The sequence below is a fragment of the Nocardia sp. NPDC055002 genome (assembly GCF_053608825.1).
In genome coordinates, this window is record NZ_JBSGWE010000001.1 from 728997 (window position 1) to 744949 (window position 15953).

Consider the following 15953-nt stretch of genomic DNA (forward strand, 5'->3'; position numbering starts at 1 on the left):
GGGCCGCTGTAGCGCCCGCCGATGAACTCCGGCGCGGACTCGGCGAGCGCGACAGGCACGCACTCGATGTCCGCGCACGTGTCGGTCCCCCGTCCTACGATCGCCTCACACACCGATGAATCGGGCGTGCTCGCATCGTCGACACGGGTGAACACACCCGCGAGGAGGATCGGATGGATCTACCGGTGATGCCGCCAGTGCGCCCCATGCTGGCCAAGTCGACGCCGTCGCTGCCGCGCGAACCAGGACTCAGCTATGAGCCGAAGTGGGACGGCTTCCGCTGCGTCGTGTTCCGCGACGGTGACGAGATCGAACTCGGCTCCCGCAACGACCGCCCGCTCACCCGGTACTTCCCCGAGCTGGCCGAGCTGCTGAAGGAGGCGCTGCCGCAACGCTGCGTCGTCGACGGGGAGATCGTGGTCGTCACCGATCACGGCCTCGATTTCGACACCTTGCAGCAGCGGTTGCATCCGGCCGCGTCGCGGGTCACCAAGCTCGCAGCGGAGACACCGGCCAGTTTCGTCGCCTTCGATCTGCTCGCCCTCGGCGATCGCGATCTGACCACCGCACCGTTCGCGCAGCGGCGCCGCGAGCTCGAGTCGTTGCTCGACGCCGCGCCCGGCCGGATCCATCTCACGCCGATCACCCAGGATCCCGACGTGGCTCAGGACTGGTTCACCCGCTTCGAAGGCGCGGGCTTCGACGGCGTGATGGCCAAGTCCGACGAGCTGGCCTACCTGCAGGACAAGCGCGTGATGCTCAAGATCAAGCACGAGCGCACCGCCGACTGCGTGGTCGCCGGTTACCGGATGCACAAGGACGGCGAAGGCGTCGGTTCGCTGCTGCTCGGCCTGTTCGACGACGAGGGCAATCTGCACCATGTCGGGGTGGCGTCGAGTTTCACCGCGGCCCGGCGCCGCGAATTGCTCGGCGAGCTGGCGCCGTTGCGCGAGAACGCGCTCGACGACCATCCGTGGCGCAACTGGGCCGACGCCGCCGCGCAGGCGAACGCCGACGGCAAGATGCCCGGCGGGCAGAGCCGCTGGAGCGGGGGCAAGGATCTGTCGTGGGAGCCGCTGCGGCCCGAGCTGGTCGCCGAAGTGCGCTACGAGCACGTGCAGTCGGGACGGTTCCGCCACGGCGGGCGGCTGGCGCGGTTCCGCGCCGACCGGACCCCCGATTCGTGCACTTACGCCCAGCTCGACGAAGTGGCGCCCGCCGAGCTCGACGCGATCTTCGGAGTCGGCCGATGAGCGCCGCGGTGGAACTCGACATCGACGGCCGGACGCTGACCATCAGCAATCCCGACAAGGTCTACTTCACCAAACGCGGCGAGACCAAGCTCGATCTGGTCAACTACTACCGCGCTGTGGCCGAACCGCTGCTCGGCGTGATCGGCGGCAGGCCGCTACTGCTGGAACGCTATCCCGACGGCGCGTCGGGCAAATCGTGGTTCCAGAAGCGGGTACCGAAGTCCGCGCCGGACTGGTTGCAGACCGTGGAGGTGTCGACCCCCAACGGCACCACCAGCGACGCGCTGGTGGCCCACGATCTCGCGCACATCCTGTGGGCGGTGAATCAGGCCTGTCTCGGTTTTCACGTGTGGCCCAATCACGTTCCGGATCTGCGGATCGCCGACGAACTACGCATCGACCTCGATCCCTCGCCCGGGATCGGTTTCGATGATCTGCGCCGGGCCGCGGTACTCACCCGCGAACTGCTGGCCGAACTCGGCGTCGACTCGTCCATCAAGACCTCGGGATCACGCGGCCTGCACATCTACGCGGCGCTGGAACCGCGCTGGGACGGCTACGAGGTGCGGGCCGCCGCGGTGGCGCTGGCCAGGGAGCTCGAGCGCAGGCATCCCGAGCAGATCACCGCGCAGTGGTGGAAGGAGGAACGCGGCTCGCGGGTGTTCATCGATTTCAACCAGAACGCCCCGCACAAGACCGTGTTCGGCGCCTGGTCGGTGCGGCCGAAGGTCGGCGGTCAGGTGTCGACACCGATCACCTGGGCCGAACTCGACACCGTCGTCCCCGATGAGCTCACCCTGGCCACCGTGCCCGCCCGCCTCGCCGAGTCGGGTGATCCCTGGGCGAACCGGGCACCGCAATCGATCGAACCGCTGCTGACGATGTCGGAGCGCGATATGGCAGCGGGGCTGATGGACGCACCGTGGCCACCGCAGTATCCGAAGATGCCCAATGAGCCGCCGCGCGTGCAACCGAGCCGGGCCAAGAAGGAGTGAGAACCTATTCGGTGGTCCACGGCGACCAGACCGCGGCGCTGCCCTTGCCCTCGCACACGAGCGCGTGGTTGTCGGAGGTACGGCCCGATTTGTCCACCGAGGGATCGCATTTCGCCCCCGCGGTGTAGTAGGACCCCGATACCTTGAACGGCCCTGACCAGGTATGACCACTCGGTCCGCGCAGACACAGCAATGTCGCACCGTCTGCCGCGACGCCGAGCAGACCGGCCTTCTCCGCGGTGCACTCCGTGCCCTTCTCGACCACGCCGCTCTTCTCGCCGCCGCCCGCGGGGCTCGTCACCGGGACGGCCTCGGTCACCGTCGGTGCCGTGTGCGAGGTCACCGACACCGGCGTCGGCGTGGTGGTCGCCGCCGACTGGGCGAGTGCCGGCATCGACACGTCCAACCCACCGAATACGGCGAGCCCGATCGCTGCCGCGACCGCCACCTCGGAGATACCGAGCAGCAGTGCCAGCACCGCGATCCCCCGCCCGCGCGGATGCCCGAACGACAGCAGCCCGAACACGATCGCGATCGGGAACAGCAGCACCAGCGCGGCGGCCAGCGCCACCATCGAGTAAGGATTCACGCGCGGTTGGTCACCGCGGCGACCGCCGGTCGCACTGTCCGCGCTCACCTGCGGCCAGCGCTGGCCGTCCCAACGCCGATCGTCGGACTCCTGCTCGGGGTCGTCATCCCATTCCTCGTACCGTGCCATCAACCCCGGGTCCCTCTCCGATCTCCCCGGGCGCACAACGAAACAGGTGCGGCGCCGGGTTTGCGACGAGAATAAGGAGTAAAAGCCCGGTAGCACAGCTCAAACGCGAAATAGGGTCACAGTGACATAACGTGTCAACTCGCGCGAGCCCCCTGGTAACGAACCGGCTAACACCCTTACCCCGGCGGACGGAACAGGTTCATGCTGGTCATCATGTACACCATTGCGCGCACCCCTGAGCTCGCGAGGAGGACTCATGTCCGACAGCACGCCGTCGGCAGACCGCGCCTGGCATGCCCAGGCCGGTGATCTGCTGGCCGACGATTACAACGTTCCCGGCATCATCATGTGCGCGATCGGGGTCGTCGGGCTCGCGTGCACCCTCGTCGCGGCGGGTACCGAGCACACCGGATGGGCCGTGCTGGCCGGGATCATGACGTTACTTTTCCTCGGCGGCGGTGTCGGTGCGCTGATGTTCGAGCATCACCGGGAGAAGAAGATCGAGCAGATGCTCGGCCGCACCGGGCACGCGCCCGGCCATGCCGGACCCCAGCGCTACAGTGCCGCCGCGATCGCGATGCGGCGCTCGAGTCGCGCGCTCGATTCCTAGCGCCCGCCCGATTCCCCGGTCGGTTCCGGCTCGGTGATCAGCACGCTGGGAATCGTCACGGTGATCATCGTGAGCAAGGTGTCGGCCAGCAGTTGATGCACCTGCGCTCTGGTGAGGGTGCCGCGGGTGATCCATTCGCGCCCGGCGACTTTCACCAGACCCGCGTAGGCCAGGACCAGTGCGCGCAAAGGCGCACTGTCTGCCAGATCGGCGCGCCCGATCATCACCAGCATGCGTTCGGCGGCGGCATCGTCGGCCTGATCGAGGATCTGCTGCACCTCGGGGTCGTCGCCGACACCCTCGTGGCTGGTCACCTTCACCCAGGTGGTGCCGTGCTCGGCGATGGTGTCGAGCAGCCAGCCCACGATCGCGTCGACCCGCTCACCCGGTGTGCCGTCGGGAATGGACACCTTGTCCTGACGCGGCAGGGTCACCATGCGACGCACCACCGCCAGATACAGGTCGCGCTTGTTGCCGAAGTAGTGGTTGATCAGGCCACGGGCCACCCCCGCGCGCTGGGCCAGTTCCGCGGTCGACACCGCCGCGTAGGGCCGCTCACCGAACATGTCGATGGCACACGCCAGGATCTGCGCTCGTCGCTCGTCGGGTTCGAGCCTGCGCCTGCGCGGCGCGTCTGCGGTGTCGGTGTCCAGCGGGGAAATCGCGGTTCTCCGTCGAGTTCGAGAGCCGTCGCGCGGTTGCGGCGACGGCCCATCACGATACCCAGCGGGTCGCTCGCGCGGCCAATGCGACAATAGATGTCGTCCACCGCTCCCGCACGAAGGAATGCCGCACTCCCCGATGACCGAGAACATGATCGATCCGGATGAGTTGGCGACCTGTCTGCGGGTACTGGAACGCGCCGGGCAGCTGGAGAAGGAACACCCCGACTCCATCGCCGTGCAGCGCGCCGTCGGGCACATGTTCAAAAAGCTCAAGCACCGCCGTCGCATCGAGGCCAGGGAGCAGATCTCCTCGAACGACCGCGCCGTCATCGCCGCGACCGCGACAGGGTCCCCGCAGCGCATCGACGACGAGACCGCGGGCATCCCGATCAGCTCGTCCACCTCGGGCGCCAGCGCGGGCACCCTGCTCAAGGCGCGTCCCTGCTACATCTGCAAGCAGAAGTACACCCAGGTCGACGCGTTCTACCATCAGCTGTGCCCCGAGTGCGCGGCCGCGAGCCACACCAAGCGCGACGCCCGCACCGACCTGTCCGGCAAGCGCGCCCTGCTCACCGGCGGTCGCGCCAAGATCGGCATGTACATCGCGTTGCGGCTGCTGCGCGACGGTGCGCACACCACCATCACCACCCGATTCCCCAACGATGCGATCCGCCGCTTCGCCGCCATGGAGGACAGCGCCGACTGGCTGCACCGGCTGCGCATCGTCGGCATCGATCTGCGTGACCCCGCGCAGGTCGTGGCGCTGGCCGACGACGTCGCCGCCCAGGGCCCCCTCGACATCCTGATCAACAACGCGGCCCAGACGGTGCGTCGATCGGCCGGCGCCTACAGCGCCCTGGTCGACGCCGAGACCGCGCCGCTGCCCGCGGGCGTCCTGCCGGAGATGGTCACATTCGGCAAGACCATGCAGGCCCACCCGACCGCACTCACCGCCTCGCTCACGCCGTCGCTGTCGGCCACCGATGTCGCCGAACTCGCGCTGGTCGCCGGTTCGGCCACCCCGGAGCGGATCGCGGCGGGCGTGGCCATCGACGCCGGTGGTCTGGTGCCCGATCTGGCGCACACCAACAGCTGGGTGCAGACTGTCGGCGAGGTGGAGGCCACCGAGCTGCTCGAGGTGCAGCTGTGCAATTCGGTCGCCCCGTTCATCCTGGTGTCACGGTTGCGGCCTGCCCTGGCCGCCGCGGCGGGCCGGCGCAAGTACGTGGTCAACGTCTCGGCGATGGAAGGCCAGTTCGGGCGCGGCTACAAGGGCCCGGGGCACCCGCACACGAACATGGCCAAGGCCGCGCTCAACATGCTCACCCGCACCAGTGCCCTCGAGATGTTCGAGGCCGACTCGATCCTGATGACCGCGGTCGACACCGGCTGGATCACCGACGAACGCCCGCACTTCACCAAGGTCCGCCTCGCCGAGGAGGGCTTCCACGCCCCGCTCGATCTCGTCGACGGCGCCGCCCGCGTCTACGACCCGATTGTGCAGGGCGAGGACGGCGTGGACCTCTACGGCTGCTTCCTCAAGGATTACCGGCCTTCACCCTGGTGACGCAAGCGATGCCGAACCGGAATGATGATCATGATGCCGCCCGGGGAGCACGGTACATATCCTGAATAGGTGCCGTTCCGGGTGCTGGCCGACGTTCTCGCCGTCACCCACGTCGCGTTCATCGCGTACGTGGTCGCCGGCGGCTTCCTGGCGTGGCGATGGCCACGCACGATCGGCCTGCACGCACTCGCCGTGGCATGGGGCTTCGGCACCATCCTGATCGGCTTCGACTGCCCGCTCACCTACGCCGAGAACTGGGCGCGCAGGCAAGCGGGGGTGGGCGAGCTGCCCGCCGCCGGCTTCATCGACCACTACCTCACCGGGGTGATCTACCCCGACAGCGCGCTCGGCTTGGTGCGCGCATTGGCGGCACTGACGGTGCTCGTGTCGTGGCTCGGCTACGCGCGCCTGTACCAGCGCCGGCTCAGTTCACGTGCCGTGTGATCTCCTGCGCCACCGCGGCGTGCTGTTCGTCGAGGTAGAAGTGCCCGCCACCGAACGTGCGCAGGCTGAACGGCCCGTCGGTGACCGCACGCCACTGTTCGGCCTGGGCCACCGTGGTCGTCGGATCCTCGGTACTCACCAAGGCGACGACCGGGCAGCTCAGCTGTGCTCCCGGGCGACGCCGATAGGTCTCGACCGCCTGGTAGTCGGCGCGCACGGCGGGCAGCACGAGATCGGCCAGGCCCGGTTCGGTACGCAGCAGCCGCACCGGTGCGGGATCGTTCGCCAGCCGCTCCAGCTCGTCGATGAGCGCGGTGTCCGACCCGGTGTGTAGCTGTCCGGTTTCGACGAATTCCGGTGCGGGACGCCCGGAGACGATGAGGACGCGGGGCGGTTGTCCGGCGGCGGCGAGTCGCAGCGCGGTCTCGTAGGCCACGGTCGCGCCCATGCTGTGCCCGAACAGCGCGCGAGCCGGTCCCGCCTGACGCGCGATGTCCGCGGCGATCCGGTCGGCGAGCAGATGCAGGTCGGTGATCGTCGGATCGTCGAGCCGGTCCTGTCTGCCCGGATACTGCACCGCCGTCACTTCCACACCGGCGCCGACGTGTCGCGCCAACTCCCGATAGAAGGTCGCCGATCCCCCGCCGGGCGGAAAACACGTCAAACGCCCGCGTGCCACCGCGTCCGATCGCAGGATCCGAACCCACTCCGTCGCAGCTGTATTCACGCCCACATCACGCTCCTCACCCTCTTCACCGCAACTAGGCTGGTCGATGTGACCACCGCGCAGCAGCTCGTCCACGCCTACGAGGCGGGACTGGGACTCCCGCCGTCGAGCGATGCCGACGTGCCGGATCCCGGTGCGCGGTTGGCGGCCACCCTACCGGTATGGGCGCTCGCGGCGGGTTCGGTCGCGGCAGTGAGCGCGGCCGCCAACCGGGTCAGAGTCGCGCACGGCCTGCCCGCGCGCCCCGTTCGCCTCGATGCCGACCGGGTGACCGCGGCGTTCAGCAGTGAACGGCTGTTCCGGCGAGGCGGTAGCGCGCCCGCGTTCTTCGCCGAGCTGTCGGGCTTCTTTCCCACCGCCGACGGATGGGTGCGCACCCACGCGAACTACCCACATCACCGGCAACGATTGCTGCGCGCGCTCGACCTCCCGGACCCCGGAGACGCCACCCAGCTCACCGCCCGGTTTTCCGCGATGAAGGGCGCCGAGATCGAAGACGCCGCCGCTGCCGTGGGCGCCATCGCGGCACGAGTGCGCACCGAGGGCGAATGGGCCGACAGCCCGATGGGCCGCGCGGCCGCCCTCGGGCCCTTGGCCGCCGTCGATGCGCGCGACGCGCGCACGCCCACCACGCCGTGGCCAGGTGCGGGCGAGCGCATGGCGACCATCGAGCGACCACTGAGCGGCCTTCGCGTGCTCGACCTCACCCGCGTCCTCGCGGGCCCGGTGGCCACCCGGACGCTGGCCTTGCTCGGCGCCGACGTGCTGCGGATCGACCCACCGCACCTGCCCGAGATCGACTGGCAGTTCTCCGACAACGGCCAGGGCAAACGCTCCACCTTGCTCGACCTGCGCACCGACCTGGCGACCTTCGAGATCCTCCTCGACGAGGCCGATGTACTGGTCACCGGCTACCGCCCGGGTGCCCTCGCCGCGGCCGGTGTCCGCGCTGCCCGACGTCCCGGCTTGATCGAGGCCTCGGTCTCCGCCTGGGGTACGGGCGGACCGTGGGGCGCGCGTCGAGGTTTCGACAGCATCGTCCAAGCGGTGTCCGGCATTTCGTTGCTCGAGGGAACGCCGGATCGGCCCGGCGCACTGCCCGCGCAGGCACTCGACCACGGGTCGGGCTACCTGCTGGCCGCCGCCGTCATGGATGCCCTGCTGGCTCGCGCCGACGACGGGTTCGGCCGCAACGTCCGAGTTTCCCTGGCACGCACCGCATCCTGGCTCCTGGCCGCGGACGACCGCTGCCCCGACCACCCCGCACCGACCCCGCCGGAGCCGGCGTCGACCGTCACGCACAGCGAACTGATCACGGCCGCACCGGCATTCGCCGACTACGACGACTATCGCTGGCCCGCGCCACCCTACGGATCAGCGCAGCCGTTCTGGGTCGAAGCGCCCGATCACTACCACCGCCCGTGACCAGCCGGGTCACTTCCCGGCGAGCGCCCGGATCGCCACCGTGAGCTGATCACCATCGACAGCCACCTCACCCGGGTCCAGCAGCCACAGCATCCCGAGCCCCTGGGCGATCACGAAATACATCCGCCCGATCGCCGCGGCCTGTGCCGCGTCGAGCTCGGGGTGGGCCGCCTGCACATGGGCGCCGAGGTCGGCGAACGCCCCGGACAGCTGGTCGCCCAGCTGCGCCCGCGCGTCGTCGGAGCGCACGATCCGCACGATGTTCTCCAGGCTGGCCAGCATCGCCTCGTGATTGCCTGCGAACACCTCGGGCATCCCGTTCCACAGCAGCGCGAGCCCCTCCAGCGGTGACTTTCCGGTGCCTGCGGCGATCAGCTCGTCCATCGCATCGCCCATCCCGGTGCCGAGCGCCTCACTCAATGCCTCGGTGACGAGGCGATCCTTCGACCCGAAGTGGTAGCCGATCGCGGCCAGGCTCACCCCCGCCGCGGCGGCGATATCACGTGCGGTCGCCTTCGCGACGCCGCGCTCGAGAATCACTTTGCGCGCCCCCGCCAGGAGATCTTCTCTGTTTCCCATGCTCAGCAGCCTACCCGATCGTCTCAGACGTTTGTTCTAGACAGACGTGCAAATCTCTGTTAGACATATGTCTAAGACATTCGTACATCAGACGGGAAACACATCATGAGCATCACCAGCACCCTCCACGTTCTCGTCTCCGGCGGCGGCATCGCCGGCAACGCGGTCGCACTCCAGTTGCTGCGCAACGGCATTCGCACCACCGTTGTCGAGCGCGCCGCGGTCCCCCGCCCCGGCGGCCAGGCCGTCGACCTGCGCGGCCCGAGCAAGGAAGCCGCGGAGCGGATGGGCCTGATGGAGGGCATCGCCAAGTACCAGCTCGACGAGCGCGGCATGTCCTACATCGACGGCGACGGCAAGATCTACGCCAGGATGGCGATGGAGGACTTCGACGGACAGGGCGCCGTCGCCGAAATCGAGATCACCCGGGGCGACCTCAATCACGTGCTCCTCGACGCGCTGGCCACCGCCGACAACGGTCAGCTGGACTACCGCTACGGCGAGTGGATCGACCAGGTCGCCCAGGACGACACCGGCGTGGACGTCACGTTCGCCTCCGGGGCCACCGAGCGGTTCGACCTGGTGATCGGCGCCGACGGCATCCACTCGGCGACGCGGCGACTGGTCTTCGGGCCCGAGGAGAAGTTCAGCACCAACCTCGGCGGCTACGGCGCCTTCTTCACCATGCCCAAGCCCGCCGATGTGGAGCCCGGCTGGTTCAGCATGCGCCTGGTGCCCGGCGCCATGCTCGGCATCCGTCCCGACGCCGACCCGAGCACCGCCAAGGCGATCATCACCATGCGCACCGAGCCGGACCCGGCGCTGCGCCGCGACGTCGACGCTCAGCGCGCGCTGATCAGGAAGACGATCGGCGACGCGGGCTGGCATGCCCCCGCCGTCCTCGCGGCGATGGAGTCCACCCCCGACTTCTACTTCGACGAAGTCGCCCGCGTCGACGTTCCCGAATTGTCCGTCGGCCGCGTGACACTGATCGGCGACGCGGGCTACTGCGGCTCACCGCTGACCGGCATGGGCACCGCGATGGCCATCGTGGGCGCCTACATCCTAGCCGCCGAGATCGCGGCCACCCCGGCCGATCTGGCCGCCGCGCAGCAGCGCTACCAGGACAAGATCTCGCCGTTCCTCGACAAGGCCAAGGAGATCCCCGGTGGCGGCATGGCGATGATGATCCCGAAGTCCCCGCTGTTGACGCGGCTCGCCAAGACGAACGTGCGGCTGATGATGTCGCGCCCGATGCGTCCGCTCACCAAGAAGATCTTCTTCGGCCACACCGAGGAATTCGCCCTCCCGACCTACTGACCCACCCGCAGACTGGCCGCGGACCTCGACAGGCCCGCGGCTACTCTCGATGACGTGCCGCAGAAGATCATCCTCGACGTCGATACCGGAATCGACGACTCCCTGGCCATCCTGTATCTGCTGGCCTGCGACGAGGCCGAGATCATCGGCATCGCGGCCACCGCGGGCAACGTGGACGGCGCCCAGGTCGCGGCGAACACCCTGGCGATGCTCGACCTGGGCCGGGCCCCCGAGATCGAGGTGGCGCTCGGTGCGGCCGAGCCGCTCGCCGTCCCCTTGCGTACCACCGAGGACACCCACGGTCCGCAGGGACTCGGCTACGCCGAGCTGCCCGTGTCCTCGCGGGCGCTGTCGTCCCGATCGGCGGCCCAGCTCTGGGTGGACCTGGTCCGTGCCGCTCCGGGCGAGGTGATCGGCCTGTGTACCGGTCCGCTGACCAATCTCGCACTGGCCCTGCGCATCGAACCCGAGCTGCCGCGTCTGCTGAACCGTCTCGTCATCATGGGCGGCTCGTTCAACCATCCCGGCAATACGACACCGACCAACGAATGGAACATCCACGTCGACCCCGAAGCGGCCAAGGAAGTGTTCGACGCCTTCTCGGCGGCGCCACCGGAGCGCAGGCCGCTGGTGTGCGCACTGGATATCACCGAGTCCATCGAGATGCTGCCCGAACATCTCGTTCTGCTCGCACAGGCGGCACACAGCGCTCCGATCGAGCATGTCGGTGCGGGTGATCCCCCCGAATTCCGTTCGGCGGCCGGCAATCCGATCATCCGCTATCTCACCGACGCGGTGCGGTTCTATTTCGACTTCCACCACCAGTACGACCTGGGATATCTGGCTCACATGCACGACCCGTTCGCGGCCGCGGTCGCGCTCGACCCGGCCTCGGTGACCACCCGCCCGGCCACCGTCGACGTGGAGCTGGCCGGCACCATCACCCGTGCCACCACGGTCGCCGACTGGGCGGGCATGTGGGGCCGGGAACCCAATGCCGACATCGTGATCGGCACCGACCCCGCCGTCTTCTTCGAACGCCTCGTCACCCGCGTCGGCGCCCTGGCCCGCCGCCTCTACCCGGAGCAGTCATGACCGTAGACACTGTCGCCTACCTCGCCGGCTTCCGCGCGCGCTACCAGCTGCCCGCGATCATCGACGTCCACACCCATTTCATGCCCGACCAGGTGATGCGCAAGGTCTGGGCCTACTTCGACACCGCGGGGCCACTGACGGGCCGTCCGTGGCCGATCACCTATCGCGACGACGAACAGGTGCGCCTGAAGACCCTGCGCGACTTCGGCATCCGGGCGTTCACCTCCCTGGTGTACCCGCACAAGCCGGAGATGGGCGCCTGGCTCAACGACTGGACCGCCGAGTTCGCCGCACGCACCCCCGATTGCCTGCACACCGCCACCTTCTACCCCGAGCTGGACGCGCCGCGCTACGTCCGCGAGGCCATCGACCGTGGCGCGCGAGTGTTCAAGGTGCACATCCAGGTCGGCGCGTTCTCGCCCTTGGATCCGCTGCTCGACCCGGTGTGGGCGATCCTCGCCGAAACCGGCACGCCCGTTCTGATCCACTGCGGATCGGGTCCCGCCCCCGGCAAATTCACCGGACCCGCGCCCATCGCCGAACTCCTGCGGCGCTTCCCGACCCTGCGCTTGATCATCGCGCACATGGGGACCCCCGAGTACAGCGAGTTCCTCGACCTGGCCGAGCAGTACCCGCGGCTCTACCTCGACACCACCATGGTGTGGACCGATTTCAGCGAAGGCGATGCACCCTTCCCGCCCGCCGAACGAGAACGCCTGCGCCGCTTCGCCGATCGTATTCTGTTCGGCAGCGACTTCCCCAATATCCCGTATCCCTACGCCGAGTCCGTCGCCGCACTGGAACGCCTGGACCTCGGTCCGGAGTGGCTGCGCAAGGTCTGCCACGACAACGCGGCGCGGTTGTTCGAGCTCGACTGATCAGGCGGGGATCTCCATCCCCTCGGCCAGCAGCGGCCAGGAGTTCTTGAAGGCCTTCTGCCAGTAGCCCCACGAGTGGGTGCCCTGGGTCGACAGGTCGAAGGTCGCGGGAATGTCCAGTTCTTCCAGGCGATTCTGCAGGTTCTTGGTGCACCAGCGGGTCGTGGCCTCGATGACGCCGCCGACGACGATCTGGTTGGCCAACCCGACCGGACCCCAGGTCACCAGGTGGGAGTCGCCGAGCTTGTCGAACTCGCCGGGCAGGCCGTTGCCGTTCGAGACGTAGAGCTTGGTGCCGCGCAGCCCCTCGGCGTTCACGACGGGGTCGTTGGCCGCCCAGGCCGGATCACCGGGCGGACCGTACATGTTCGACGCGTCGCCGCCGCCGGTTCCGACCACGACATTGACGAACTGCCTGCCCACCGGGTCGCTGATCTGGGCGCAGCCGCTGTAGGCGGCGACCGAGCGGAACAGTCCCGGTTTCGCGATCGCCAGCTGTAGCACGGAGGTGGCCGTCATCGAGTTCGCCGCGATCGCGTTCCTGCCCGTGGTGGCGAACATCGTGTCGACGAGCGTGGGCAGTTCGTCGAGGAAGAAGGTCCGCCATTTGTTCACGCCCAGCATCGGATCCGGCTCGCGCCAGTCGGTGTAGTAGCTCCACGCGCCACCGATCGGCATGACGACGTTGACGTCCTTGCCCGCCAAGAAGTCGACGACGTCGGTGTTCTGTTCCCAGGTGGCAGTGTCCTCGCCGCCGCCCGCGCCGTTCACCAGATACAGCGACGGCCGCGGTACCGAGGTGTCGGCGGGGCGCTGAACCTTCACCGAGACCTCGCGACCCATGGCGGCCGAGTGGATCCGTACGGTCACCTGCCGACCGTCGATCGCGGTCACCTCGGCCCGCGAACCGTCGATTGTGACGGTCTGATTCGCCACCGCGGCAATCGGTTCCGGCTCTTGCGCATGCGCCCCGCTCACGCCCATCATCGAGCCCACCACGACGAGCACCGCCGAAACCGCGCTGCGGCACCTCACCGATCCAACCTCCATGCGAAAACCGACCGCTCAGTGCGGCTCGTCACAATATCGGGCTGGATCACACTGTCGTTACCGGTTTCTTACCGATTCGTCACCGAACACCACGCCGATTCGGCGAATCATCGTGCCGCGACGGTGAATCGGGCCCGCCGATGCGCGGGCCGCTCCGCCTCGTCGAGCAATGCCACCGCGAAGTCCTCCATGGAGATCGCCGAGACGCCGTCCGCGTCGACCAGCAGCTCGTCGGCACCGACCCGGTAATCACCGGTGCGCTCCCCCGGAATCAGATCAGCGGGCGGGCTCAGATAGGTCCAATCGGCCGCCGCGTCCGCTCGGCACGCGGCGAGCTGATCGGCGCACGCCAGTGCGATCGCGGCGAGTTCGGGCGGGAACTCCGGGGTTCGGCTCAGCGGTGCCCCGGTGCCGGGGAGCGTCAGCGTCGCCGCACCGCCGACGACGAGCAGCCGGACACCGCCGCGTGCGACACCCTCGAGCATCGCCGCCGCGACGACAGGCAGTTCGGACTCCCGTCCCACCGCGGGTCTGGTCGCCGAGATCACGAGATCGTGTCCGGCGCTGATCTTTTCGACGTCGTCGGCTCGGCTCGCGTCACCGATCCGCACCCGCACACCGTCCGGAACCGGCATCTCGCGCCGCGACACCGCGGTCACCTCGTGCCCGCGCGACACCGCCTCGGCGACGACCCGACTCCCGACGGCCCCACCAGCTCCGAACACCGCGATCCGCATGACCAATCCTCCTGCACGACAATCCGACTGCCTGACAGAGAGAAATATATCTTAATGTTGACTTAGTTAATGATGACTTATCTCACTCTCGAGATATCAGCGGCCGATGACCTCTGCCGCGTAGACAGCGAGGCGAACGCGGTTGTCGGTGCCGGTCTTGCCTAGCAGGTTGGCGATGTGGGTCTTGACGGTGCTGACGCCCAGGTGAAGCTGGTCAGCGATCTCCTGGTTGCCGTACCCCTGGGCCACGAGACGAAGGACGTCGAGCTCGCGTGGCGTCAGCTGGGGAGTGCGGACCGGCGGCGACGGCGCCGTGAGCGCCCGGTCGACCAGGCGGCGCAGCAGCGCGGGCGAGAACATCAGATCGCCCTCCACCGTGCGCCGGATCGCATCGAGCAGCACGGCGGGCTCGGTGTCCTTGACGAAATAGCCCGCGGCTCCGGCGGACAGCGCGGGAAACAGGTGTTCGTCGTCGTCGAAAGTGGTCAGTACCAGCACTTTCGCGCGTGGTGACGCGGCCAGGATCTGCCGGGTCGCCGCGACACCGTCGAGGCCGGGCATCCGCAGGTCCATCACGACCAGGTCGGGGGCGAGCTCGGCGTAGAGCCGCACCGCCTCGACACCGTCGGCCGCCTCCCCGACGACGGCGAGGTCGGTGGTGTCCTCGATGAGCATCCGCAGGCCCGCGCGCACGAGGCGCTGATCGTCGACCAGCAAGACGGTGATCACGACAGCCCCACTCCCCTCGTGGTGTCCGGCAACCGAGCACGCACCGTCCACTTCTCGTCGCCGTCCGCGTCCGTGCCGACAGCGAGGCTGCCCCCGGCGAGTTCGGCGCGCTCGCGCATCCCGACGATCCCGTGTCCCGGCGGCGCCGTCGCCCGCTCGCGACCGCTGTTGACGACTTCGAGGGTGATCGCGCCGTCGCGCCTGATGATCGCGAACCGCACCGGCACCGCACGATCCGCGTGCTTCATCACATTGGTCAGCGACTCCTGCACCAGACGCAACAGCGTGAGCCTGCTGATCGCGTCGAGCCCGCCGAGGTCGGTGTCGACCTCGGCCACGACAGCGAACCCGGCAGCACGAACCCGAGTGAGCGCCGCCTCGACCTCGGTCGTGACCGCGTCGGTGTCGACCAGGGCGACGGCGCCGAGGGCTGGATCGCGCAGAGCAGCGAGCAAGCGGCGAATGTCGGCGAGCGCATCGGCCGCGGTGTCACGCACATCGTCGAGCACCGCGACCACGCGCGGATCGGCTTCGCGCACAACATGTCCCGCCACCGAGGTCCGCAGCACGATCGAGGCCATGTGGTGAGCGACCACATCGTGGAGTTCCCTGGCCAGCGCGGCGCGCTCGTCGAGGCGGGTACGCGCTTGCGCTTCCTCGGCGCGCAGGCGCAGATTCTGCGCCAGGTCACGCTGCCCACGCAGGTACAACCCGAGCAGCAACGGAAGTCCCACATAGGCCGCGGCCTCGACGAGGGTCGACGCCCGCCCGATCGAGCTGTCGTGTAGACCGACCCGCCCGAGCGTCACAGCCGCGGCCCAGCCCGCGGTCGCCACCGCGACGGTCGACCACCGGTGCGTGCGCGCCACCACATCGACCAGGGCCACCGCGCCGAGGTACGGCGCCAGCCCGGACACTCCCCAAGCGTCGGTGCGCAGCATCGGCACGGCCAGCGCCGACAGTGCGAGCGACACCGCGAGCGGCCACCGAGCGCCGGCCGGAAACACCACGGCCGCGGTCATCGCCAAAAGCCAGTAGTGCGGCGGCACGCGGTACTGGCCCGGGTAGGTGCTGGCCAGCAGCAACACCGGAATCAGCGCCAGCGGCAGCCACCGCAGCAGCCCTCGCCAGTCACGGTGGGCGCGGATGTCGATCACGCCC

At 68.8% G+C, this 15953-nt stretch carries 17 protein-coding genes; 9 read left to right on the forward strand and 8 right to left on the reverse strand.

Annotation, left to right across the window (positions count from 1 at the left end):
* Nucleotides 1-173: 173 nt before the first annotated feature.
* Together ACWF99_RS03505 and ligD are read left to right on the forward strand one after the other, a co-directional pair.
* On the forward strand, nt 174-1253 hold the full coding sequence (locus ACWF99_RS03505; RefSeq protein ID WP_378631347.1) for an ATP-dependent DNA ligase: 1080 nt from the start codon (nt 174-176) through the stop codon (nt 1251-1253).
* Nucleotides 1250-2248, forward strand: coding sequence for a non-homologous end-joining DNA ligase (ligD, locus tag ACWF99_RS03510; protein ID WP_452534442.1), 999 nt, complete (start codon nt 1250-1252; stop codon nt 2246-2248). The genes ACWF99_RS03505 and ligD overlap by 4 nt, the downstream gene beginning before the upstream one ends.
* Nucleotides 2249-2252: 4 nt before the next feature.
* Here ligD and ACWF99_RS03515 read toward each other — a convergent pair whose 3' ends face one another.
* The gene (locus tag ACWF99_RS03515; protein WP_452534443.1) at nt 2253-2966 is read right to left on the reverse strand and encodes a hypothetical protein; all 714 of its coding nucleotides are present in this window, start codon (nt 2964-2966) and stop codon (nt 2253-2255) included.
* 256 nt (nt 2967-3222) lie between these two features.
* Between ACWF99_RS03515 and ACWF99_RS03520 the strand changes: the two genes are divergently transcribed.
* On the forward strand, nt 3223-3576 hold the full coding sequence (locus tag ACWF99_RS03520; protein ID WP_452534445.1) for a hypothetical protein: 354 nt from the start codon (nt 3223-3225) through the stop codon (nt 3574-3576).
* On the opposite strand, the gene ACWF99_RS03525 is transcribed toward ACWF99_RS03520, so the two are convergent.
* Nucleotides 3573-4142, reverse strand: coding sequence for a TetR/AcrR family transcriptional regulator (locus tag ACWF99_RS03525; RefSeq protein ID WP_378631343.1), 570 nt, complete (start codon nt 4140-4142; stop codon nt 3573-3575). The genes ACWF99_RS03520 and ACWF99_RS03525 overlap by 4 nt on opposite strands.
* A gap of 235 nt (nt 4143-4377) precedes the next feature.
* On the opposite strand from ACWF99_RS03525, the gene ACWF99_RS03530 reads away from it, so the two are divergent.
* Both ACWF99_RS03530 and ACWF99_RS03535 read left to right on the forward strand, forming a co-directional pair.
* Entirely contained in the window at nt 4378-5808 is a 1431-nt protein-coding gene (locus ACWF99_RS03530; protein ID WP_378631341.1) for an SDR family NAD(P)-dependent oxidoreductase, read from the forward strand.
* Between the two features lie 69 nt (nt 5809-5877).
* On the forward strand, nt 5878-6252 hold the full coding sequence (locus tag ACWF99_RS03535) for a DUF2784 domain-containing protein (RefSeq protein WP_378631339.1): 375 nt from the start codon (nt 5878-5880) through the stop codon (nt 6250-6252).
* Here the strand turns inward: ACWF99_RS03535 and ACWF99_RS03540 are convergent.
* Nucleotides 6233-6985, reverse strand: coding sequence for a thioesterase II family protein (locus ACWF99_RS03540; protein WP_452534448.1), 753 nt, complete (start codon nt 6983-6985; stop codon nt 6233-6235). The genes ACWF99_RS03535 and ACWF99_RS03540 overlap by 20 nt on opposite strands.
* A gap of 42 nt (nt 6986-7027) precedes the next feature.
* Here ACWF99_RS03540 and ACWF99_RS03545 point away from each other — a divergent pair, with 42 nt between their 5' ends.
* Nucleotides 7028-8404: a CoA transferase gene (locus ACWF99_RS03545; protein ID WP_378631338.1), complete on the forward strand. Its 1377-nt coding sequence runs from the start codon at nt 7028-7030 to the stop codon at nt 8402-8404.
* A gap of 9 nt (nt 8405-8413) precedes the next feature.
* On the opposite strand, the gene ACWF99_RS03550 is transcribed toward ACWF99_RS03545, so the two are convergent.
* Complete coding sequence (locus ACWF99_RS03550; RefSeq protein WP_378631336.1) at nt 8414-8983, reverse strand: TetR family transcriptional regulator; 570 nt, start codon at nt 8981-8983, stop codon at nt 8414-8416.
* A 105-nt stretch (nt 8984-9088) separates the two neighbouring features.
* On the opposite strand from ACWF99_RS03550, the gene ACWF99_RS03555 reads away from it, so the two are divergent.
* The 3 genes from ACWF99_RS03555 to ACWF99_RS03565 are packed head-to-tail and all read left to right on the forward strand — an operon-like array spanning nt 9089 to nt 12276.
* Nucleotides 9089-10303: an FAD-dependent monooxygenase gene (locus ACWF99_RS03555; RefSeq protein WP_378631334.1), complete on the forward strand. Its 1215-nt coding sequence runs from the start codon at nt 9089-9091 to the stop codon at nt 10301-10303.
* A gap of 54 nt (nt 10304-10357) precedes the next feature.
* On the forward strand, nt 10358-11398 hold the full coding sequence (locus ACWF99_RS03560) for a nucleoside hydrolase (RefSeq protein ID WP_452534450.1): 1041 nt from the start codon (nt 10358-10360) through the stop codon (nt 11396-11398).
* Complete coding sequence (locus ACWF99_RS03565; protein ID WP_452534452.1) at nt 11395-12276, forward strand: amidohydrolase family protein; 882 nt, start codon at nt 11395-11397, stop codon at nt 12274-12276. Before ACWF99_RS03560 ends, ACWF99_RS03565 begins: the two co-directional genes overlap by 4 nt.
* Here ACWF99_RS03565 and ACWF99_RS03570 read toward each other — a convergent pair whose 3' ends face one another.
* The 4 genes from ACWF99_RS03570 to ACWF99_RS03585 form a co-directional block, all read right to left on the reverse strand.
* Entirely contained in the window at nt 12277-13326 is a 1050-nt protein-coding gene (locus ACWF99_RS03570; protein WP_452534453.1) for an alpha/beta hydrolase, read from the reverse strand.
* Nucleotides 13327-13433: 107 nt separating this feature from the next.
* Entirely contained in the window at nt 13434-14063 is a 630-nt protein-coding gene (locus tag ACWF99_RS03575) for an NAD(P)-dependent oxidoreductase (RefSeq protein WP_452534455.1), read from the reverse strand.
* 96 nt (nt 14064-14159) lie between these two features.
* A complete protein-coding gene (locus tag ACWF99_RS03580; protein ID WP_452534457.1) occupies nt 14160-14792 on the reverse strand; it encodes a response regulator in 633 nt (210 codons plus the stop codon).
* Nucleotides 14789-15949, reverse strand: a complete 1161-nt coding sequence (locus ACWF99_RS03585) for a sensor histidine kinase (RefSeq protein ID WP_452534459.1) — start codon at nt 15947-15949, stop codon at nt 14789-14791. The genes ACWF99_RS03580 and ACWF99_RS03585 overlap by 4 nt, the downstream gene beginning before the upstream one ends.
* Nucleotides 15950-15953: the final 4 nt, after the last annotated feature.